The organism is Ruminococcus sp. 8Y-12 (genome assembly GCF_058119865.1).
Map to the genome: position 1 here is coordinate 1233976 of NZ_CM176623.1, position 20564 is coordinate 1254539.

Sequence of the window (20564 nt, forward strand, 5' to 3'; positions counted from 1 at the left end):
ATTCCTCCTTATCGTTCAACTGTGGTAGAGGGTCGGTTGTTCTTTTGCTAAAAAACTTTTCTGCGCCCCCTGTATGATTGTGTCCTCCGGCTTTACCAGACCTAACAGCAACGGTGAAGCGGGGTCATGGAGCCTGTAATTCTCCCGCGCTTTTTGCGGCTTCGTATTCGCATAACAATACTTGCAGCCATTCAGACAGGTATCATAAGCTCCTATGTCCCGGCTTTCGATACAATGACAGCCCTGTCGCATACCTTTGTGCTTCAAGTTCTTAAATACAATCCCATTTGCCGCCCCCAAAACATCAAGCGTCATACAGCCGGAAGCGTGAATACCATATTTCGTAAAATCGCCGTTTGTTCCGCAAGTTTGAATGGAAATGCCATACTGCTTTGCGATTGCCCCCAACCCTTGTGCCAGCGCGTCCTTATCTTCTTCGGAAAGCGGGATAAGTTCAGGCATATTACTTTCCAGCTTCTTATACATTTCGACAAAGCTGAAAATACAGCGGTCAACATAGGAAAAAAGCACTTTCGCCATGCGTTCAAAGGTTTCTAAATGCCGCTGTATCGTATATTTTTTTGTAAGCAGAACGGGGTCATATCGCCAAGCAATCCGCTGTCTGCCGACCTGTTTTGATAACTCGATTAGCGTTTCCATACTTTCCTCGATTGCAGGTACACCCGGTTCAATATCTTTTTCGTAAGCGGTAATGGTATAATGAAAGTAGGTGTTGAAATGGTCTGTAATCTCATGTAAGCGCGGTAAAATCGGTTTATAGTTTTTCGAGCAAAAAACAACGCAATCAACATTTTCGGGGGTCAATTTATAGCGCGTTACTTTGTTTGGGAAAAGCGGATTGCGCGAAAGAACATATCCCTCTGAAAAACGGTTTAAGAGCCATTCGGTATAATATTGGACGGTATCTGTCCGGCCACCTGTATTGAGTATCATTCTTCTACTTCCTCCGTTTCCTGATTCACGAGCTTGGTAAGATTTTTTGTAAATGTTCTCGATAAATCAATAAGCTGTTTTTGTTCTTCCGGTGTAAACATAGACATTGCCGTATCCTCGGCCCATGTGATATGACGGACGACCTTTTCGCACCATGCCCGCCCCGCCTCTGTCATTTGAACTATCTTATTTCGTTTATTTTCTGGCACTTCGGTAACGGTAATATAACTTTCTGCCAAAAGGTTTTTAATAATTAGATTTACGGTCTGCTTAGACTGAAATGTTCTTTGACATATTTCCGTCTGTGTTATTCCGCCTTTGGAATAAAACCTGTCATAAAAAAGGACATTCACCACAAGCAAGGTTTTCATCAGCATACCATGACGCTTTGCGTATTCGTCATATAGGGCAAACTGTTCATCTCTGAACTTGCAGTACAGATACGCATTTTTTTTATCTTCTTTATTCATAACTCACCGCCTATGGTCTATTTCTTTACAGTCAATTTCTTTACTATTTAATTTTAGCACTTTTCTCGAATAATTTCAAGAGCGGACAAAGAAAAATTTGGTGGCAAGAATAATATGCTCTATTATTATCAATCATATGATGTATGTAATCATATTCAGTGAGTGAGGTGAACGGTAAAATGTAATAGGGTGAAAAATATGAAGCAGGACAAAGTGAAGTATAATTTTAAAGCTTTCGGGCAAGCCATAAAAGAAGCAAGGAAGGCAAAGGGCATATCGCGCAATCAGTTGGCAGACAGACTAAACATTGCGCCTCGCTATATCGCGTCCATTGAGAACAGCGGGCAGCACCCAAGCCTACAAATCTTTTATGAGCTTGTTACCTTTTTAGATGTGTCGGTAGACCAGTTCTTTTTCCCAAATGATGAAACGGACAAATCAACGCAGCGCAGGCAGCTTGAACGTCTGCTTGATGAAATCAGCGACAAGGGCTTGCGAATTGTAACCGCCACGGCAAAAGAGATTAAAGAAGTCGAAGAAACGGAGGAAGCGTAAAACGCGGCCTCCGTTTTCTCATGGGAACGCACCAACTGGGAACGGGGGATTTTCCGCTAAAACAATAGCGGCAAGCAGGGCACAACGGTACACACCGTTGTGCGTTTGCCCATTTTCCGCTATGCGAAAACTGTTCAAACCGCTTGTTGGGGGCAGCCCCCAATCCCCCGGCAAGGGCCGCTATCGCTGCCTTGCGAACGCTCCACAGGTGGAGCGGCTACGCGCCCTTGCGGGCGCTGAAAACACGGACGGCCCGGCGCTATCGCTGGGCCTGTTCTTTTTCCTTTTCCGGCTTCTCCGGTTCCGGGGAAAGCAGCCTATCGACGTTTGCCTTGGCGGTTAAAACCTCCTGCATTTCTTTCTTGGCGGCGGCATACTCCGCATAGGCTTTTTTCTTTTCGGCCAGCAGTTCGGCATACTCGGCTTGCAGCGTTTTTATGGTGGGGAGCTTTTGCAGGCCCAGCTTGTCAAACGCGGCCTTAGCCGCCTTGTGCAGCAGGATTTCCGATTCATGGGCGGCCAGAAACTTCTTGGTGTACCCGGCCTTGCGGTAGGCCGCATAAACCTCCCGCGTCTTGGAGTAATTCACGATCTGCTTTTGCAGCTCGGCAATCTCGGACATGCGCCCCTCGGCCCGCTTAATCGTGCCGGACAGCTCATTAAACCGGGCCGTGCTATCCTTGGCCCGCGCTTCCAGCTGGGCATATTCCAGCAGCCCGTTTTCCTCCAAAAAAGAAAGTGTTTGGGCCATCTGCTTTAGATTAAAAACCTTGGCCCATTGTTCATAGCCCCGGCCCTTTCCGGCCTGTAACTTGCTTTGAATATCAATGAGCAGGTTCACCTTGCGGGCCGGTGTCTGTCTTGGAGCTTTCGACCGGCTGGAAGAAACAACACGCTCGCCCGCGATACGCTCCTTTATGGCGTCCTCGGTGTAGTCGGCCCCTAACGATTTTTCCCGCAGCCGTGTAAATTTTTCCTGCCCCGGCGCAAGGAAAGAAAGAGTATTTCCCCGGCGCTTGGACGGAAAGCCTGCCGCTTCCATAAGACGCACAAACGCGGTGAAGCCGGCGGGGTGCTGGGCAAGGGCGTCGTCGATAGCGGCCCGGATTTTTTCTTGCGCTGAAAGCGGCTTTTTGTCCCCTAACCATTTGCCATAATCTTTCTTGCCGCGCTTGGGATTCTCAATGACGGATAGGCCATTTTCCAGACACAGCCGGTCACTGATTTTACGGACGGCTTTTGCGGAACCTAAGAAGTCCCGGAACCGCCGCCCGGCGTCCTCCGACACAGCGGAAAAAATTACATGATTATGGATATGGTTTTTATCAACATGGGTCGCAACGACAAATTGATACCGGCCCTTTGTCATGCGCTGGGCCAGCTCGTAGCCTATCCGGTTGGCTTCCTCCGGCGTGATCTCGCCGGGCTTGAACGCCTGCCGGATATGGTATGCCAGCACTTCCTTGTCCCGGCCCGGCTGCCGCACTCCATTGTTCCGGTAAATCTGCCGGGCCAGTAGCATTTCAGCGGCGGCGGTGGCCGGGTCGCACTTGTAGGAGCTTACCCATTGGCCGCCGTCTGTCTTGGCCGGATTCAGAATATAGTCAATGCGTTCCGTCAGGGAAACAGCGGGGGTCTTGCCCTTGCCGGTGTGCATGGAAATCAAGCGGGTGGCGGCCATGTGTCAGTCCTCCTTTCACAGAAAGAGGCGCAACGGCTGTTAAAAACCGTTGCGCCTTTTTTATTTGATTATTGATGTTTCCTACTATTCGTTATTCCGTGCCTTTAGGTGCAGCAACATCATAATAATAAAGCACAAACCTAAAACTACATAAGTCCAGATCATATCTTTGTGAGTTGCGCTATATGCTATCACGCTAAAGAAAAATGCCCACAGCAGAGAGAGCAGCCCGCCAACAATCCAAAAACCGAAACGGGTGTTTTGTACCCAAAACAGGAAAAGTAAAACTGCTATCCCGATCAGCAGGGAAAATGCCGGGTGAATGTGCAATAATTTGTTCGCAACAAGCCCCGATATGACAGCGAAGAAAATACTGTCAAACAGAATGATATGTCCAAAAAAGGTTCCAATGATGGTAAAAATAAAGCCAATTAACAGGCTGATAGCAAATAACAAGCCTCCGGTAAATAACACTTCCATAAGACCGCCCCTCCCTAATCAATTTGTTATTCAAATTTTATCATAGGGCGGAAAAAACGTCCAGCCTGTCAAATGTGTTTAGCTGATTTGTGCCAGTTCTAACAGTATCTTGTTGGCCGCTTCCCACAGTTCGGCGTACCGTTCCTGCATGTCCTCCACATCGGCGGCGTAAATACTCCGCGTTTCATTGGCACGGCGGGCAATCTGGTTCAAGTTGTTGGTCGCTCCCCGCAGCAGCGACACAAGCTCCCGGACGCTTTCTAAATCCAGTTTGACGATATAGCCGTCAATGGCCTGTTTCCGCAGATACGCGCCGATGTTGCGCGTTCCCAGCAGCGCCATTTTCTCCGCGATCAGCTGCCGTTCCCTCGGCGTCACCATGAAATGCAGCTGGATATTTCTTTCTCTATTTGCCATAAGCAAAGCCCTCCGTTTCCCCCTCGTCGTACAGAACCGGATAAACCGGGACAAAGGCGGTTTCCAGAAAATCGGCGTCCGTCATAGCCGCCAGTTTCCGGGCGGCGCTGTCTACCACGGCCAGCAGTTCCGGGTCATTCTCATAAAGAGGACGAACGGCCCGCAGCTGGGCCAGCTGCCCGGCCCGTGTGTCGGCCTTGTAAATGTCAATCAGGTTCGTTTCTTCCACGGTAAAGTTCATCATAGTTCAATCTCCTTTTCTTTTTTCTTGGTAGGTTTGGCTTCCGGTTCCGGGCGCTGTTTCAGCTGTTCAAAGATAGAACGCCGGGCCGGTTCGTCCCGGTTCTCGTCTTTGGAAATAAAGGCGAACAGGCCGGGTGCTCCGTCGTCCCTCCGGGTAATTGTCAGCGACTTGTAGGGCAGGGCGGCGGCCAGCTGCTTCACCTCGTCTTTGGAGGCAAGGTTTAGGAAAATCGGGGACACCTTTACCATGAAACACCCGTCCCCGCCATTGGGGTTCCAAAGCCGCCCAAACTCTGAAATAAGTCGCTGGGCCTCGTCTGTCACCTTATCGGCGGCCAGTTGCCGGATATGGGCTTTCAAATCGGAGGGACGGGCCTCCCGTTCCCGGCCCTCCTGTTCCAGACGCAGGCGGCGGGCCAGCGTCACCTTACTTTTGGGTTCATAGGAAAAGGAGCGGCACGGCCCGAAGCGGCGCAAAATCCGCAGCTCATTTTCCTTGTACTCTTTGTAGGGAAAGTGGCGGGCCGTCCCGTCCCTGTCTGTGATGGTGACAACGGCGGCGGGCAGGGCAACGCGGGAGAGGTGGGCCAGCTGTTCCAGATAGTCCAGCCGGTACAGGTCGCCCGTTACCTTGCCGTCCTCCGCGCTGGTGATCTTCACGGCGTAACACAGGGCCTTGTCGCTATCCAGCCGGACGCCCCCGGCAAAGCCGCCGAATCTTCCGTACTCCACATTCTCCCGGATAAGCAGGTCTTTTTCTATTTCGCAGCCCGTCCCAGCCGGGGCCGATACCCACAGCAGGGTCTTGCCGTCGCGGGCCGGGCTTGTAGCGGCCCCCGTGATAATCTGCTGGTCATGCTGAAATTGGTCTTGATTAAATCCCGTGTTCTGTCTCATAATGGCGTCCAGTGCGGCGATCACATCAACATTTGAAAACTTCTCCATAGGCGTCAGCTCCTTTCCGGCCCGTCCTTGGAGGGGGCCTTTTTCTTGTGGGATTGTTCGGGGGCGTTCTTGGCCGCTTCCAGCTGTTCCCGGATAGAGGGCTTTTCCCTCCGGGCCTTGCGTTGCAGTTCGGTAGGCTTTTCGCCGGTCAGGGGCGCTATGGCCTTGATGGAATCAGCGGCCCAAAACGCATTATCGGTCAGCTGTCTTTGCCATGCTTTCGCGCTGGGCGACCAGCGGAAGCCGCCGCCTTTCAGTTCAGCGCGGGTGTCCGCGTCAGGCTTTCCATCGAAAAAGACTTGCAGCCGGTTTTCCTCCCGGTTGATCTCCACCTTGCCGCCGTCAAATTCCCAGCCCACAAAAGGGGTCTGTTCCTTGCGCGTTAAGCTCTCAATCCGGGCTTTTACCCGGCGAATCTCCGCGCTGTTGTTGGAAAGCGCCCACGACGCAAAGGGTTTATCTTCCAAATGCCAGCCTTGGGCCATGTCCGATTTGAGCTTTTCAATGGTTTGCGGGGACAAGCTGGGGCAGCCGTCCAGTGTCTTATGCTTGCGGTAGTAGGCGTTGACGGCTTTCATGGTTTCTTGGGATTCTTGCAGATTGGCAAGTTTGGCTTGCAGTTTGGAAACGGCGTCCGGGTCGTCGGCGCTGATTCCTCCCATTCCGGTACTTCTGATTTTATCAAGCAAGCCCTGAATGTCCCGCCATTCCTGCATATTGCTATCCATTGCGGCGTTTTGCTTTTCCTTTTTCCGCACGGGGAAGTTAGACGGCCCGGCGATCATCACAGAGGGGACGCGGGCCATAATCTCGTTATGGTGGTTCATGTTGGCGGCCAGCTTCCGGCAATAGGTGTCAAGCAGCCGGTCGATCTTGTCATGGTACATGGGGTCAACACGCTTTTTCTGCCGTTCGGCTATTTGCGCGGCCTCGTCCACCATCTGCCGGTATTCCGACGTTGCGCTGCCGGGCCTGTAATCGGAAAAGCTGATTGCTTCCTTTGCGCGGCGGGCCGACGTTTCGTTGATTGCATAATAGGTCGGGGCGGTTGTTTTGCCGTCCCCAGCGGCGGGAACTTCCGGGGGTTCCTCCGCTGGGGCAGACATTTCCACAGCATCGGCAACAGGGGCTTTGGCCTGTTCCTGCACCAGCTGGGAGAAAGAAAGCTGCTCATAGCCGCCCTCTGGTATTTCCTCCGTTTGCGCGGGCGCTTCCACGGCGTCCGCAGCAGGGGCCTCGACCTGCTCCTGTACCGGCTGGGAAGAAGAACGCGGCTCGTAGTCATTGGCGGCGTATTCCTCCACGATCATTCCGGCAGCGGCGGCCTCTTGCCGTACTTCCTCCCGTATTTGTTCCTGATAGGCCCGCAGCTCCGGGTCAATAAAATTCTCTTTCTTTGGGGCCTCCGGCAGCTCATAAGCGCCACTGTTTAACTGTTCCCGGCACTCGTTCACATAAGATTGCAGGGCTGTATAATAAGCGGTGTTTGTGCGTTCTATGCCGTCGGGTTCCTCCATCTTGGCAACAGCGGCCAGTACGTCAGTTGCAGCCTGTTCCATTTCCGACAGATTACAATGTAGCCGCAGATAGGGCACAAACTCGGTCAATATCATTTCCCGATGGGCCGTGTCCTGCTCCAAAGCCTCCGGGCCGTCGTGGTGCAGCACATGGTTTTTCCAGCTTTCATCTTTGGCGTAATACTCGTGATAGCTCTTGATATGGTCGATCAGGCCGCCGTCGCCGTCCCCGAAATCCTGCCGCCCCTCGTAGCTGTCAAGCTCCCCCTGAAAGGTGAAGTCAATGCGAAACTTGGTCTTGTCATAGCCCGGCCCATGTTCGGCGTCCAGCTGCTGAAAGAGGGTATCAGCCTCGGCAAGCGTCATTTGCTGCCCGTCCCGCAGTTTGTCGTTTTCGCTCCAAATGATTGTGACAATCGGCTGTTTTGTAGGGTCAAGCGGCCCGCCGATCATGCGCTGCACCTTGGCGGCGGCAATCTCGGCGTCCACACGTTCCACGACAGCGGGATTGACATAATGGTTTTTCTGTTCAAAGCCCTGCTCGGCCAGCTCGTTCACAAGGGCAAAGAGCTTTTCATTGTCCTGCACCTGTTCGGCGTACTCCACAATCAACCGGCGTTCCCCGTTACCGAACCGCTGCCCGTCCTGTTCCACAAGGTCGATTAAGGCGTTGGCCCGTTCGTTCATGGTGGCGTCCGGCATAAAGGGCTGATTGTTGATAATACCGTCAATCATGTTATAGTTTTGTTCGCTGCTCATTTCAGCGGCGGCCAGCGGGTTTTCCTTTTCGGCGGTCCGCTGCTGTTCCAAAAATTGCGGAACCTCGGAAAAGCCGAAGCTGTCAACATAGAAAGCCCGGTCTTTGCCGCCCTGATGAAGCACCACAATATCAGACACAGAAAGGGAATGGCCGGTGAAGTCCTCCGGGCGGTTGATATTGAACCGGGTATAAAGCCCCTCCAATGTATCGTTCTTTTCCAGCGGGGCGGTGTAAATCTGGTCGTAATTGCCTGCCTCGACGGAAAGGCCCGCCGCTTGCAGCCGTTCCAGCGGTTCAAAGCGGTGGTAGCGCAGATCGTCGCCATGTTTGAGCTGATAGATGGTAAACGTGTCCGGTTCGGTCAGTCCCGGCGCGTCCTGCTCCGGGGCCTCCATTGCGGGGGCGGCCTGTTCCTGCTCCTTGGCCTTGACAATCTCCTGAAACTTTTCATCAATGGAGGCAATCAGGCCCGCCGCCGTGTTGCGAATGGTTCCCAGCGACGCCTTTAGCTCCTTGGCCTGCTTGTCGCTGCTCCAACCGGCGATATAGCCGAATGAGTAATCAGACGTATCAATCCCATAATGCTGGCAGACGGTAAAGGCCACGCTTTCGGCCTCCACCTCACGGGTACGCTGGTCTTTGCGCTGCTCCGGGGGTACTTCCTTTTCTTTTTCGGCATAGTAGTTGTGCAGGGTGGCGTGAGTGATCTCATGGATTGCCGTCTTGACGTTCTGCACCTCGGCCATGCCCTCATTTATGGCTATTCGCCGTTCCTCGTAATTACAGTAGCCCTTTGCGCCGCTGGTGATTGCCTCAAAGCCCACAGGGAACGGGGCCACCTGCTTTAGCGCCTCGAAAAACTCCGGGTAATGCTCCACGTTACCGGTCAGCTCGTTCACGCCCAGCGACGGGAGGGGTTCGCCCTCGGTTTGGGCCACATCGAACACGGTCACGGGCTTAAAGGCCGCCCGCTGCACTTCCTCGGTGACGGTGACGGGTTTTCCGTCCGGCCCGACCTGTTCCCGTTCGACTTTCTGCTTGTAAGGACAGGGGGCCAGAATCTTAATGCCATGTTCGCCACGCTTGACGTGCCGGTGAAAATTGTCTTTCCAATCATTATAGCCCGCCACGCGGGAGGCGTCCGGCCGCTGCATATAAATCAAAAGAGTGTTGCTTGCCGAATAACCGTAAAACTTTGACATGACTTTCAAATACGCGGCGTACTTCTCACTGGAAAACAGGTCTTGCAGCCCTTTTTCCAGCTGGTCGGTGATTTCCTTTAGCCGGTCGCCCGGCGTCTGGTTTGTATATGCCATGAAACAGCTCCTTTCTCCGGCCCATAAAAAAGCCCTGCACGGGTGGGCCGGTTCCCGTGCAGGGTGGTCTTGCGGAATGATAGAGGTTCATTTTCGGCGGTTCAGGATATAAGATACAGGCCCCCACGGTTCCGCGCCCGCAAAGGCCCATTTTACAAGGGGTTTCAAGGCCCTAATTGTCCGCTGTACCCCCTGTTTCCGGGGGGCTGATTTCCGCTGGGCATAAGAAAAGCGCCCCGGACGGTAGTTGATACCACCGGGGCGCTCCCCATTGTCACGATTGGGAATCCTATCCCTGTTTCGGGGGCGTATAACGCCCCTCAATGGCCCGCTTCCTTGCGGCCTCCCGTCGTTCGTCGCTGTATGGCTCCTGAACAACGATAGATTTTTTCGGCACGGTGTAGGTGACGGCCCCGCCCGGCTGGTCGCTCTTTAACACGATTTTATCCGGGTGTTTTTGGGAAAGGCGTTCCAATTTCTCCCGCAGTTTTTTGTTGTGGGTATAGATTTCAGCGGTCGGCTCGGCCTCGTTAAACAGGATTATGGTTTCCTGTTCCAGACGTGAAAGCTCCATAGGCGGCCCTCCTTTCAGCGTTCCATATCCCGGTGTTTGGGCGGCCGCATGTCTTTTGTGGCATTGCCCTGAAAATCGTAGTTTACCGGATTGGCGGCGCGGGTTCTCCAACCGTACATAGCGCCGCCCAGCATAGCGCCCTCAAGCTGTTTGGTGACGCCCTCGTTTCTGTTCATACGGTCGGCCTCCCTCCGGTTTTCAGAGGGGTATTCACTTCCCCAGCCGCACACCTGATACCCTTTCTTGCCTTTCTCAATCAAAATCAGCTCCCCGGTTTCGGGCTGGACGCTAAAGCAGCGGGCAGGCAGCGCGGGCGGCTTTTCCGGGGCGTAGCTTGTGCCGATCTGCTCCATTCGCTCCGCAAACTCGCAGATATGAAATACGCTGCTGCCAATTCTGGTATGCACCTCGTCGATATACGCACAGGGCAGCGTCCGCTTTTCGCCGTCAGGACGGGTCAGGGTGATTTTTTCCCCGTCAGGAATCCAAAACAGGGTATTATATTTGCTGTCAATAAAACGGATTGTTTTGGCGTCGTTATTTTCCATGCGTTTTTCCTCCCTTGGTTACGTTGGCAGAGGGAAAGTCCATCTTGAAATTGACAAACTTCCCGCCCGTGTCGTCCAGAATCACAATGGCGTCATAGGTTTTGCCGGTCTTTTCGGAATGGCAGCCCCGCAGCTCGGCCCGGCCCTCTTTCAGCAGAGCGGCGGCAATCTTGGCCGTCAGCTCTTTTTTCTTGGCGGTGAAAAAGCGGTTTTCTTTCCAGAGGGCAAAGCCGCAATCCCGGCTTTCGCAGACAAAGCCCTTTTTGTTCTCCACCACGCGCCCGCCACAGCGGGGACAGGTTCCCACGGCCTTTCTTACCGGCTGGAACAAAGAGAGGTCGGCCCCGTCCGGCAGCTTGCCGTAGTCCTGCACCAGCTTAGAAGTCAGGCCCGCAATCCCGGCCATGAAGTCGGCGGCAGGAAGCTCCCCGCGTTCCACCTGTTTTAGCTTGTGTTCCCATTCAGCGGTCAGGGCCGGGGATTTAATCAGTTCAGGCAGGACGCCGATCAGCGCCGCGCCCTTTTGGGTAGGCAGCAGATTTTTTCCTTTTCGCTCCACAAAGCCGGTATGCACCAGCTTTTCAATGATACCGGCGCGGGTGGCCGGGGTTCCCAGCCCTTTTCGCTCGGCGTCCTCCGGCATATTCTCGGCCCCGGCGCACTCCATAGCCGACAATAGCGTGTCCTCGGTGAAGTGTTTTGGCGGGGCCGTCGTACCCTCCCGCACAGAGGCATTGACGCGGGGAAACGCCTGCCCCTTGGCAAGCTCCGGCAGCGGGGCCGGTTCCTTGTTATCCTCCGGCTTTTCGTTCAGGGTGGCCCGGAAAGCGTTGTCAATGCTTTTCCAGCCGTAGGCCGTCACTGTCCGGCCCTTGGCGGTGAACGTGTGGCCGCCGCAGGAGAGGGCCGCCACGGTTTCGGCGGTGACGTATTTTTCCCCCACAGCGCACAGCAGCCGGGCGGCAATCAGGAACAGCACGGCCTTTTCCCCGGCGGGCAGCGCCGCAAGGTCGGCCCCCGGCATGGAATGGGTGGGGATAATGGCGTGATGGTCGGACACTTTGGAACCGTCCACCACACGCCCGGCGTTCACTGTCGTTTCCAATCCCGCCATGAACGGCAGCGCCACGGCCACGGCCTCCACCAGCGACGGCAGCCCCGCCGCCATGTCCTCGGTCAGATACCGGGAATCCGTGCGGGGGTATGTCACCAGCTTTTTTTCATACAGACTTTGGGTGTAATCAAGGGTCTGTTGCGCCGTGAAGCCATATAGCCGGTTCGCGTCCCGCTGCAAAGTGGTAAGGTCGTACAGCTTGGGCGGCAGTTCGGCCCGTTCCTTGTTCTCCACGGCCTCGACGGTGGCCGTCCTGCCTCCGCAGGCCGCCCGGATTTCCTCGGCGGCTTTCTTATCTGCCAGCCGTTCGCCCTCGGCGGTCAGCTCCCCAGCTATCAGCTGCACCGTGTAAAACTTCTGTTTCTTGAATCCGGCAATCTCATTTTCCCGGTTCACCAGCAGGGCCAGCGTCGGGGATTGGACGCGGCCCACATTCAGGGTCGCGCCGTACAGAACAGAGAAAAGCCGGGTGGCGTTAATGCCGATCAGCCAGTCGGCTTGTGACCGGCACAGGGCCGATTGATACAGGCTTTCATATGCGACCCCGTCTTTCAGGGAAGCGAAGCCGCCTTTAATCGCCGTTTCCTCCATGCTGGAAATCCACAGCCGCAGGGTAGGCTTTTGACATTGGCAGTAATTATATACCAGCTGGAAAATAAGCTGCCCCTCCCGTCCGGCGTCGGTGGCGCACACCACGGCGGTAACGTCCTCCCGGCCCATGAGCGCCCGCAGGACGGTCAGCTGTTTTTCTTTGTCCCGGTCGGCGGCGTACTGCCAGCACTCCGGCACGATAGGCAGATCGTCATAGGCCCACTTTGCGTATTTCTCGTTGTAGGCGTCGGCGGGGGCCAGCCCGACAAGGTGGCCCACACACCAGCTAACCAGCCAGCCGCCGCCCTCGGTGTACCCGTCTTTCCGGGTTGTCGCTCCCAGCACATGCGCGATTGCTTGGGCAACGCTGGGCTTTTCCGCAATCACTAACTTCATTCCGTTTTCCCTCCTTTTCGTTCCTCCAAAAGCTGCTTGACACAGACGCCGACACAGGGCTTGGCGGCCCCATAGGGACAGCGCCGACATTCCGGGTAGGGGCCGGGCGGCCTTTTATCCGCAGACGGCCCCGGATTGCTCCGGGGCCGCTGGGTCATCATTCGTTCAAAGGGCGAATTTGTAAAATAGGTCATTGGCCGCCCTCCTTATCCTCCGTGTCGTCGCCGGTCGGCTCGTCGTCCCCGTATTCGTCGGGGTCGTCGGCGTAGTCCTCCGGCTCCGGCAGCTCGTCGGCCTCCCCATCGGCGGGGCCGTCCTCAAACTGAATATCCTCGAAATCGTCCGCGTCGTCTAATTCCTTTTTGGGTTTAACCACCTTGAAATAATAGCCAGCGCCCCCCACGGCCAGAATGACAAGAACGACGATCACCATTGCGCCGGTGTTGTTTTTCTTGGGCGCTTCCTTTTGGCTGGTTTCCGTATCGGGGGCCGGGGCCTCCGGCTCCGCACCCTCACAGCCGGACAAATCCAGCTTGCAGACTGGGCATTTCGTATTGACCGCGCCAGCCTCGCACTTGGTTTTACAGCTGCATTTCTCCGGGGCCGGGGTGACAGGCTCCGGGGCGCTGCTCGTGTCCTTGTCCTTTTCAGCCAGCGCCAGCAGGTCGCTTTCCGTGACGGCGTTCAGGAAATACACGTTGTCGCTGTCCCGCTGCTTGTCGATCACAAGGTAAAAAGTGTTCTCGGCGGGGGTGACGATGGTGTAAAACTCCTTGCCGTCCTCGTCGGTGGCATTGTCAATGACGGTCGCCTGCCCGTCAGGGGTCAGGGGAGCCGGGGCGCGTTCTTCATTTACCGGCTGGGAAGAAGAAGCCCCGCCCTCTGTCTTGCCGGTGTTTCCGGTCGGTTTGGCCGTTGCCGTTGGCGTTGTGGTTGTCGGCGCTGTTGTGGCCGGTGGCGTCGTAGGCGTCGGGGCCGGGGTGGTGGCCGGTTTGGTCGTGTCCGGGCAGCTTGTGGAAGTGTCTTTCTTATCGTCTTTGTCCGTGCTGTCTTTTTTGCTGTCCGGGTCTTTGTAATTGGGATTGTTCAGCTGCACGGTTTTAGACTTGTTGCCCGCGTTATCCACGGCCTGAACGGATATTTGCTTGTAGTCGTCGTCCAAATCCCGCAGCCGCACGTCCAGCGTCCCGTTTGTCAGATCGTCGTAACGGTCGCCGTCAATGTAAATTGCGTCCACGCCGGAAAGCTCGTCGCTTGCCTCCACGCGCAGCAGCTTCCCGTCGATTCCGGCCTTGATGGTGGGGGCCGTCCGGTCGAAGCACTCTATATACCGGCTTTTGGTATGGGCCTTGCCGTCCTTGTCGGTGACGGTGACATATACGGTGCAATTCTCGGTGATTTCCACCTTGGCCCGGTTCCGTTCGGTCAGATCGTCGGTCAGGTCAATCCAGCTGCCGCCGCGCTCAATCTTGGCCTCCACCTTTTTCCAGCCCGTGCCGTTTATGTCCTCAATGCGGATTTCCACGTCGGCGGCCTTGGTGTACCAGCCGGACGGGGAAATGATGGTGATGGTATAGGACGGCGCGGGGGCAGGGGTCGGCTCCGGGGCCTTGCCGGTGCAGCCGGTCAGGTCAGTTTTGCATACGGGGCAATCGGCGTTTACCGCGCCCAGCGCACACTTGACGGTACAGGAGCAGACGGGCGGTTTCGGTTCCTTGCCTACACACTTGGAAATGTCAGCCACGCAAACCGGGCAAGCCTCATTTGCCGCGTCTCCGGCGCACTTGGTTTCACAGCTGCATTTCTCCGGTTCTTTGCCCTTGCAGCCCGTAACGTCGGCCACACAAGCCGGACAATCGGCGTTTAAGGTGGTGGCCGTACACTTCACGTCGCAGAAGCAGGCGGGCGGCTCCGGCGTTGGTTCCTCCGTTCCCGGCTCGGTTGCCTCCGGCGTTTCTGGGGCGGCGCTTTCCCCCACGGTGGGGGCCTCATTGCCTGAAACGGTGGAGCTGTCAAGTGTCCCGGCCTCCGCAGCCGGGGCCGCCAGCCCCAGCAGGGGGACGCACAGGAGCGCGGCGCAAAGTACAAGCGCCACGGCCCGCTTAAATTTCGTCAGTTTCTTCATGCTTGGGTTCCTCCTTTCCCAAAGAAACAGGCGTCCCGGATTTTTCCCGAAACGCCTTGATGAACGCCGCAAGCTCGGCTGGGGACGCCTCCACGCCCCGCACAAGCTCCACGATCTCCGTATTTTCCAGCTCGGTTTTCTGCTTTTCCAGCTCCCGCAACCTTGCGTTGTACTCGCTGATTTTCGTCTTGGTCTTGTCGATTTCAGCGCAGACCTTTTCAATTTTTTTGTTCACGTTTTGCCTCCTTTTGCTTAATAGGGCAGCCGCCCAAACGCATAGAAATGTTCCTGCCAGTACGGGGTATTGATATTCGCGTACTTGATCGGGTCGCCCGCGTGAATCATCATGCCGTTTCCGACGTAAATCCCGATGTGCGATACCGGCCCCGCGCTGTCATATGTCTTTGTGAAGAAAATACAGTCCCCCGGCCTTGCCTCGCTTGCCGGGATAATGGCGCACTGGTTATAAATGCCGGTAGCCGTTGTCCGGGGCAGGTCGTAAACGCCGGAATGGGTGTATACCCAGCAGACAAAGCCCGAACAGTCAAAGGACGTGCTGGGAGAGGAACCGCCCCAAACGTAGGGATAACCTAAGTATTTTTCTGCCTCCGCAGCCAGCGCAGCAAAATCCGGGTCGGAAAGCGCCTCGCCCGGTATTTCGTAGTCAATACCGGGGTCAGCCTCGCCGCCTCCGGTATAAATGCCGTCCCACAGATACGGCTTGTTGCCCTTGGTTATCAGGGTAGCCGTGTAAATGGTTTTCTGGTCGTCCGTCAGCAGGGCGTCGGCCACGGCGGGCAGCGTCTTGTTTGTCAGGGTGACGGTGAGAATGTGCCATTCATATTCGTGTTCGTCGCCGTCCTCATCGGTGTAGGTGCGTATCTCCACGCTTTCCGTAAGCGTCAGGGTGTATTGCTCGTCAAAGAGGGCTTGCAGCTCGGCCCGTGCGCTTTCGCGGGTGTACTCTTGCAGCTTGGCCGTCAGGTAGGAAGTCAGTTCATAGGGGTTATGGCCGATTTCGTCCAGCTCGTACCTGTATTCGTCATAGCCGGGGTATTCGCTTTCGATATTGTCTATCCGCTGCTGAAGCTCGCGCTCCAGCTGGGTATAATCTTCTTCGGCTCCGTGAATGTCCGTGTCCTCTGAACCGTAGGACGTGCCCAAAATGGAAGCAAAGCCGCCCGCCAGCATGGAAGAACAGGAGGACGTGCAGGAGGCGAAGAAAAAGACGATAAACGCGATCAGCGCCGCGATTGCCACCAGTTTTTTATGGCCGCCCTCAAAGGATGCCACGGCGCGGGCCGCATTGCCCACAAGCCCCGCCGTTTCCTTGGCCGCAGCAGCGCCCCGTTTGGCCTCCCGCGCCGCCTTTTGGTACTGTTTTTTGATACGGCGCTTTTGCTGCATACGGGAAAACAGGCTTTTCTTTAGCTCCGGGTTCTCCTGCAAGGTCTTTTGATACAGGTAATTCACGTTGGCTTTGGCCGCTTTCTTTTCCCATTTCCGCAGCTTGTTATAGGGCGCGGCCTTGTGGTGACGGTAGGCAAAACGGACGGTATCATGGGCCAGATTTTCGGCGGTAAACTCTACCTTGTGGGCCGCCTCCACGCCCACGTTTTCGTGTTCCACCTCCCGGATTTTCTGGTGTGCTTTCAAGTCCACAGTCCGGCCAGCGGCGAGAGCGCCACGGGCCAGCGGGTTCCGCCTGCCCTCCGGTTTTACCTCCGTTTCAAAGCGCAGACGGCGGCGGGGCCGCCCGGTGTCCCCGTCCAGTTCCTTTTTCAGCTGGACGCGGCGCTGGGTGGGCAGATTGTCGCGGGCCTCCCCAGCCTTGCGGGTGGCCTTGTCAAGCCGCCGCTTGGCCTTTTCGGTCTTGCGGGCCTGCCGGGGGTCGCCGGTATCGCTTCCGGCCTTTTCGGTGGCAGAATCGCCAGCAGCGCCGGACGGTTCCGGGCCGGTCGCGTTGTCAGTAGGTTTTTCCCCGGCCTGCCGCCGTTCCTCCTTAGTGAAGCGCAGCCGGGACGTTTTGCCGCCCTCCGTTTGTTGCCTGTCGGCGTCGAAGCGCGGGGATTGTGTGCTATCCTCCGGGGTCTTGACAGTATCGGCATAGCGCCGGGCCTGTTTTCTCCCGCGCTGCTTCCCGGCTTGGGGCGGTTCTCCGGCCTCCGGTTCCAGCGCGTCGCTGGGGGTGAAGCGCAGCCGTCCCGGTTCCTCCGGGCCGTCTGTGAACATGGCCCGCCGTTCGTCCGGGGGAGATTCCCGCCCCGTTGCATGACTTTGTTCATGGCCGGGGGATTTGCCCGCCCGTTCCGGGCCGGAATACTCTAACCAGCTGGAAGAAGAAAACGCCTCCGGCTGGGTAGCCGGGGCGTCCTCCGTGTTCCTGCTCATTTTCTGGTAATAGCCGGTCTTTTTCCTATGCTCCGGCGGGGCGGGGCCTTGTGCGGGGCGGCCCGTGCTGTTCCTCCGGTCTGGTTGTGGCCGATCTCTCATAGCGCGGCCTCCGGCTCCGCTTTCACCTTGGCAGGCCCGGCCTTATCCGGCTTTTCCACTTTTTTCAGGGCTTGCAGGTTTTCCCGCACGGACGGTTTTTTCTCGGCGGCCTGTTCCAGCTTTTCCAGCTGTCCCACGGCGGCCCCGGCTGTCTTTTCAATCCCTGCCATCGTGTCCCGGACGGCCCGCAGAGGGGCCAGAAGCCCGGCCTGAAAACGGCCCTCCTTGGAGGCGTCCACCTCCTGCCGTTCCTTGCCGATGGTGGCCCGGCCCGCCTGTTTCAAGTGGCCGCCCGCGCTCCGCAGTTCTTCCCCGATGGCCTCCACCTTGGAAATTGCGTCCTTGGTATCATCAATAAAGTAATTCAGCCCGCCCCGCAGGTCGTTCAGCATATCCTTTATGCCGATAAAAGAAAGGGTCTTGTTGAGTGCAGACAATCCGGTGTGCTTCACACTTTCCACGGCACGGGCCGCAGCCGCAGCAATCCGTTCCTTGATTGCCCCTAATTCTTTTCTTGCGTCCCGGACGCCGCTTTCAATGCCTGTCACCGCAGCGGAAAGGGCCTTTTTCACGGGGCCTTGTTGCATATCGGCCAGCTGCCCCCGCACCTGCATAAGCTCCGCAGATACAAGGTCAAACCGCTTTTCCATCGTGTCAACGTACTTTATCAGCTGGGAAAACTCCTTGGCCCGGTCGCCCTCCACCTTGGAGAGCAGGGCAAGCAGCTTTTTCACGTCGTCATTGTCCTTTAACGGCGCGGCGGCCCGTTGGAGATCGGGATTGTCCGGCGCGGGTTTCAGCTCATAGTCGGCCATCTGCTTTTTTGTCAGCGGCTTTGCATAGGTCAGATCGCCCCACGCTTGCAGCTTCCCGCCCTCCACGGGTTCGCGCTTGTCATAGTTGTTGATTTCCAGCGGCTTATTATCCGGCGGGGTGGGAAATGTCCCCATATCAACGGGCCGCTGGGTGGAATAATACTTGTAACGCTCCATCTAAAAACCTCCTTTACTCGTTGCCCTCTGTCCCGGCCTGTTCCTCCGGCTTGGTCGTCATAATGCGGTAAAGCTCGGTGTCCTTGGGGAAGTGATCGACAAAGGGGATAATCGTGTTGCCATAGAATAGCAAGCCCTCCCCGGCGTTACTATGGGTCACATAGGAAAGCTGGGTCGGGGAAATTCCCAGCTGTTTAGCGAGTATTTGCCGGTCGCCCGCAGCTTGGGAAAGCATATAAATGAAGTCGGAATTTTCAAAGATATTCTCGATTTCCCGGCTTGCCAAAAGGTCTTTTACGTTTTGGGTTAGGGCGCTGGGTATGCCGCCCCACTTACGAAAACGCTTCCAGATTTCCACGGAATAGGCCGCCGTCTGCTCGTCTTTCAGGAGCAAATGAAATTCGTCACAGTAGAACCATGTTGTTTTATGGGCGGCCCGGTTGACCGTGACACGGTTCCATACCTGATCTTGCAGAATCAGCATGGCGATTTTCTTTAGCCCCTTGCCCAGCTGCTTAATGTCATAGCAGACAAGGCGGTTTGTCAGGTCAACATTTGTCCGGTGGTTAAAGACGTTCAGGGAGCCGGTGACATAGATTTCAAGAGCCGTCGCAAGCCGTTTCGCCTCCGTTTCCTCCTGCTTCAAAAGAAGCTCGTACAGGTCGCCCAGCACGGGCATGTTCTCCGGGCGCGGGTCTTGCAGGTAGTCCCGGTAAACAAGACGGGTGCAGCGGTCAATGATGGTCTTTTCCACAGGCTGCAAGCCGTCTTTGCTTGCCACAATCAGCTCACACAGGGACAGGATAAAGTCGCTTTTCAGGGTCAGCGGGTTTTCCTCGTCGCTGTAATCGGGGTTTATATCCATCGGGTTCACATATTGGCTTGACACGGGGGAGAGCTGAACCACCTGCCCGCCCAGCCGGTTTACAAGGGGCGCGTACTCGGCCTCCGGGTCTGTTATGATGATGTCGTCCTTGGTCGTCAGGAACGCATTGGCGATTTCACGCTTGGCGCTGAATGACTTGCCGCTGCCCGGCACTCCTAAGAAAAGCCCGTTTGGGTTTTTGAGGCGTTTTCTATCGGCCATAATCAGGTTGCTTGACAGGGCGTTGATTCCGTAATAAAGCGCCTCGCCGCTCATAAACAATTCTTCGGTGGTAAAGGGGACAAAGATTGCAAGGCTGCTTGTGGTAAGGCCCCGCTGTATCTCAATCTGATTCAGGCCCAGCGGGATGCTACTCATTAGCCCCTGTTCCTGTTGCCAGTCCAGACGTTTCAGGGTGCAGTTATGTTTTTGCGCCACGCTTGCCGCTTGGAAAATATCGTTTTCCAGCTGCCCCCGCGTCGGGGCAAGGTTCAAAATCAGGACGGTTGCTAAAAACATGCGCTCGTCCCGGCTTTGCAGGCTGTTTAAGAGGGTTTGCGCTTCCCCGGCGTAGGTGATAAGGTCGGGCGGTAACACGTCCATATCGTAGCCAGATCGCACAGCCTTTTTCTGTTCCTCGATCTTTGTTTTTTCAATGTCCGTCAGCTTGCGCTTGATGGTCTTGATTGCCTCCTGTTGGTTGACCGCCTTAATATGGATATTGACGATCAGGGAACAGTCCAGATTGAGGAAGTCGGACAAAACGCGGTCGTTGAGCTGGGAGGCCCCGATTTGCAGAAAAGAGGCCGCGCCCCACATGCCGCCGATCTTAAACGTGCGCCCGCCCCGGAAGTCAAAGGAGCTGGGCGCGATAAAGGGCTTTGTCGTAAGGCCCGTATTTACAATGGCGTTCCAGTTAAACCGCAGCTTTTCCCTGCCGTCCGGGTGGAAAATGCCGTGCAGCACTTCCAGCCGGTCATAGCCGGAAAGCGGTTCCGAACGGACGCCCATGTTTTTTAAGTGGTTCCGCAGGTCGGCCTCCATACGCTCCACACGGGGCCGGGCGGTTAGCTCGTTGTCGGCTTCAATCCCGAATGTAAAATACTTGCGCTTAATCAGGCCGTTGTTGCCCTTGGCAAGCTGGGTTCGCAGAATCCCGGCCAGCTCCCGGCGCACGTCGTCGTATGCGTCCCCGGTTTCCGGCACAGTGACCGATTTCTGATAGTCAATCAGATTTGCCCGCAGGTTGATAAAGCTCATTTGTGCCCACATGGAGCTATCCAGCACGTTGTAGAAGTCGCACAGGCCGTCAAAGGTCTGTTCCTTATCCTCCGGCTGGGCCAGCTCATAGTTAATATCTGAAAAGCGCAGCGTTTTTGTATAGAGCTTGTCATTGACGCGCAGCAGGCCGTCCGGGTACATTTCCCGGTAGGGGATTGTCTGAACGGCGTCCCTTGGGATTTTGCCGTCACGCTGGGCTTTCTGGATTGCCCGCTTGACACGCCGCTTTTCGGCGGCGGTCATTTTG

17 protein-coding genes and 1 pseudogene are annotated in these 20564 nt (G+C 55.9%); 1 reads left to right on the plus strand and 17 read right to left on the minus strand.

All coding sequences use genetic code 11. The annotated features are described in order from the left end of the window. Positions 1–15: 15 nt before the first annotated feature. Both AC0THY_RS04420 and AC0THY_RS04425 read right to left on the minus strand, forming a co-directional pair. Positions 16–954 carry a DUF1848 domain-containing protein gene (locus tag AC0THY_RS04420; RefSeq protein ID WP_489993249.1) on the minus strand — a complete coding sequence of 313 codons (939 nt, stop codon included), beginning with the start codon at positions 952–954 and terminating at the stop codon, positions 16–18. Then, a complete protein-coding gene (locus AC0THY_RS04425) occupies positions 951–1424 on the minus strand; it encodes a MarR family winged helix-turn-helix transcriptional regulator (protein ID WP_489993250.1) in 474 nt (157 codons plus the stop codon). Before AC0THY_RS04425 ends, AC0THY_RS04420 begins: the two co-directional genes overlap by 4 nt. A 198-nt stretch (positions 1425–1622) precedes the next feature. Here AC0THY_RS04425 and AC0THY_RS04430 point away from each other — a divergent pair, with 198 nt between their 5' ends. Continuing rightward, positions 1623–1979 carry a helix-turn-helix domain-containing protein gene (locus AC0THY_RS04430; RefSeq protein WP_489993251.1) on the plus strand — a complete coding sequence of 119 codons (357 nt, stop codon included), beginning with the start codon at positions 1623–1625 and terminating at the stop codon, positions 1977–1979. A gap of 259 nt (positions 1980–2238) precedes the next feature. Here the strand turns inward: AC0THY_RS04430 and AC0THY_RS04435 are convergent, their stop codons facing one another. The 15 genes and pseudogenes from AC0THY_RS04435 to AC0THY_RS04505 all read right to left on the minus strand — a co-directional run bounded on the left by AC0THY_RS04435 (position 2239) and on the right by AC0THY_RS04505 (position 20560). After that, positions 2239–3660, minus strand: a complete 1422-nt coding sequence (locus AC0THY_RS04435) for a relaxase/mobilization nuclease domain-containing protein (protein ID WP_489993252.1) — start codon at positions 3658–3660, stop codon at positions 2239–2241. Positions 3661–3744: 84 nt separating this feature from the next. Then, positions 3745–4140: a hypothetical protein gene (locus tag AC0THY_RS04440; RefSeq protein WP_489993253.1), complete on the minus strand. Its 396-nt coding sequence runs from the start codon at positions 4138–4140 to the stop codon at positions 3745–3747. 78 nt (positions 4141–4218) lie between these two features. After that, complete coding sequence (locus tag AC0THY_RS04445) at positions 4219–4557, minus strand: plasmid mobilization protein (RefSeq protein ID WP_489993254.1); 339 nt, start codon at positions 4555–4557, stop codon at positions 4219–4221. Continuing rightward, complete coding sequence (locus tag AC0THY_RS04450; protein ID WP_489993255.1) at positions 4547–4801, minus strand: transposon-transfer assisting family protein; 255 nt, start codon at positions 4799–4801, stop codon at positions 4547–4549. The genes AC0THY_RS04445 and AC0THY_RS04450 overlap by 11 nt, the downstream gene beginning before the upstream one ends. Beyond that, entirely contained in the window at positions 4798–5697 is a 900-nt protein-coding gene (locus AC0THY_RS04455) for a hypothetical protein (protein WP_489993256.1), read from the minus strand. Before AC0THY_RS04455 ends, AC0THY_RS04450 begins: the two co-directional genes overlap by 4 nt. Before the next feature lie 53 nt (positions 5698–5750). Further along, positions 5751–9323: pseudogene (locus tag AC0THY_RS04460) on the minus strand (YodL domain-containing protein); the annotation flags it as partial. Between the two features lie 304 nt (positions 9324–9627). Continuing rightward, on the minus strand, positions 9628–9912 hold the full coding sequence (locus AC0THY_RS04465) for an immunoglobulin (protein ID WP_489993257.1): 285 nt from the start codon (positions 9910–9912) through the stop codon (positions 9628–9630). 14 nt (positions 9913–9926) lie between these two features. Beyond that, a complete protein-coding gene (locus tag AC0THY_RS04470; protein ID WP_489993258.1) occupies positions 9927–10460 on the minus strand; it encodes a hypothetical protein in 534 nt (177 codons plus the stop codon). Continuing rightward, a complete protein-coding gene (locus tag AC0THY_RS04475; protein WP_489993259.1) occupies positions 10450–12561 on the minus strand; it encodes a type IA DNA topoisomerase in 2112 nt (703 codons plus the stop codon). The genes AC0THY_RS04470 and AC0THY_RS04475 overlap by 11 nt, the downstream gene beginning before the upstream one ends. After that, positions 12558–12755: a hypothetical protein gene (locus AC0THY_RS04480; RefSeq protein ID WP_489993260.1), complete on the minus strand. Its 198-nt coding sequence runs from the start codon at positions 12753–12755 to the stop codon at positions 12558–12560. The genes AC0THY_RS04475 and AC0THY_RS04480 overlap by 4 nt, the downstream gene beginning before the upstream one ends. After that, the gene (locus tag AC0THY_RS04485) at positions 12752–14686 is read right to left on the minus strand and encodes a DUF4366 domain-containing protein (RefSeq protein WP_489993261.1); all 1935 of its coding nucleotides are present in this window, start codon (positions 14684–14686) and stop codon (positions 12752–12754) included. Before AC0THY_RS04485 ends, AC0THY_RS04480 begins: the two co-directional genes overlap by 4 nt. Further along, a complete protein-coding gene (locus AC0THY_RS04490) occupies positions 14664–14921 on the minus strand; it encodes a DUF4315 family protein (protein WP_489993262.1) in 258 nt (85 codons plus the stop codon). The genes AC0THY_RS04485 and AC0THY_RS04490 overlap by 23 nt, the downstream gene beginning before the upstream one ends. A gap of 17 nt (positions 14922–14938) precedes the next feature. After that, positions 14939–17179 carry a C40 family peptidase gene (locus AC0THY_RS04495; protein ID WP_489993263.1) on the minus strand — a complete coding sequence of 747 codons (2241 nt, stop codon included), beginning with the start codon at positions 17177–17179 and terminating at the stop codon, positions 14939–14941. After that, entirely contained in the window at positions 17176–18171 is a 996-nt protein-coding gene (locus AC0THY_RS04500) for a DUF6674 family protein (protein WP_489993264.1), read from the minus strand. Before AC0THY_RS04500 ends, AC0THY_RS04495 begins: the two co-directional genes overlap by 4 nt. Positions 18172–18184: 13 nt before the next feature. After that, the gene (locus AC0THY_RS04505; RefSeq protein ID WP_489994144.1) at positions 18185–20560 is read right to left on the minus strand and encodes a VirB4-like conjugal transfer ATPase, CD1110 family; all 2376 of its coding nucleotides are present in this window, start codon (positions 20558–20560) and stop codon (positions 18185–18187) included. Positions 20561–20564 lie beyond the last annotated feature (4 nt).